This is a genomic window from Butyricicoccus sp. AF18-9LB (assembly GCF_027684505.1).
Lineage (GTDB): Bacteria > Bacillota > Clostridia > Oscillospirales > Butyricicoccaceae > Agathobaculum > Agathobaculum butyriciproducens.
In genome coordinates this window covers 1-1,150 of sequence record NZ_JAQCWA010000060.1, presented here as the reverse complement: position 1 = coordinate 1,150, position 1,150 = coordinate 1, and the positions used below count along the sequence as shown (strand labels likewise).

Annotated in this window: 3 protein-coding genes; all 3 read right to left on the bottom strand. The window is 44.9% G+C overall.

Features of this window, described 5'->3' with window-relative positions; genetic code table 11:
- Positions 1-115: 115 nt before the first annotated feature.
- Positions 116-337 carry a DUF4318 domain-containing protein gene (locus PGY33_RS14285; protein WP_270479205.1) on the bottom strand — a complete coding sequence of 74 codons (222 nt, stop codon included), beginning with the start codon at positions 335-337 and terminating at the stop codon, positions 116-118.
- A 334-nt stretch (positions 338-671) separates the two neighbouring features.
- Complete coding sequence (locus PGY33_RS14280) at positions 672-908, bottom strand: DUF3847 domain-containing protein (RefSeq protein ID WP_442865588.1); 237 nt, start codon at positions 906-908, stop codon at positions 672-674.
- Between the two features lie 27 nt (positions 909-935).
- The coding region (locus PGY33_RS14275) for a DeoR family transcriptional regulator (protein WP_270479203.1) at positions 936-1,150 on the bottom strand (215 nt) is incomplete at its 5' end.

Genomic DNA, 1,150 nt, shown 5'->3' with positions numbered 1-1,150 from the left:
AGCAGGAGACCTTTTTCAGATTTCCTGCTCGGTGTGCCGCTGTGTAAGCGGCGGGTATTTAGTTGTGAAAGTTCGGGACAAGTTGACCCGATGTGTGTAGAATAACAAACTGGATTTATTTTTCTTTACATTTTATGCCGTAATTTCCCCTACTACCATTTTCGTAGCCCCTATATATTTCATATTTTTTTCCATTTATCTCCACTTCGTCATCGTTAATAAATGTATAAGACTTACCATTTTCTTCACAATACTTTGAAATTGCTTCCATAGTTTTTGCAAGAGTTGGGTAATTGGCACTATCCTCATAAGGAACCCAAAAAGCTTTTTTAAACATATAAAATACCTCCTTCTAATTTGTTAAGTAATCCACGAATTTTCAAATCGTTATAAAATAATAGTATCATACAGCTTCGCAAAAATCCACTTATAACTTCAAATTGTTCCTTACTCTTTTCTATTTATCATGTAAGATTGTAAGCTTTTTTGACAACCCAGATGGCAAGTCCACAAAAGGGTAGCTGGTGGTAGCCAGCGCAGGGGAAGCGTAGCGTCCCCTGTATGATTTGGAGCAGACCATGACTGCGGAAAATCACAGCCTTCCGGCGAGGAGCCTTCGGAGAACGCAATGCACCAACCTCTGGGTGGTGTATAATTGCGCCCTTAGTAAACTAAGGGGTTTCCGGCTTCTCCCGTTCCAGCAGTTTTTTCAATAGTTCCTGCGTGTCCTGCCTGTGAAAAATGAGTTTCAACAACAGCATGACATCATCATCTGTCAGGCGTTCCGGCTCTTGCAGAAAACTTTCCAGCATACCGCCACGAGTACAGAGCCGGTGCGTCCGTTCCTTTCGGGTAAGCTGCTTCAACTGGTGCTGCAATGCCTTTTCATCATTGATGGCTTTCCGCAGTTTCTTTTCGCTTTTTGCTTTGAGGTATCAGGCAAGGGCAGCGTCCTCCTTTCCCGGTATCAGCACATAAATTCTGCTGGGTTCTCCCACGCCCTGACGCACCCGCATGATAAGTCCGGCGGTTTCCAGTTCATTCAGAGAACGCTTGACCGTCATGGGACTGCGGGACAGGACTGCGGCAATGGCTGTGACAGGGAAGCGGACAAACAGGATTCCGTTCTCGTCCTCCTGCCCTTTGGATA

Bases quoted from the DNA above. Each gene is read 5' to 3' on its own strand.
- PGY33_RS14285 (WP_270479205.1), bottom strand. From the start codon at position 337: ATGTTTAAAAAAGCTTTTTGGGTTCCTTATGAGGATAGTGCCAATTAC.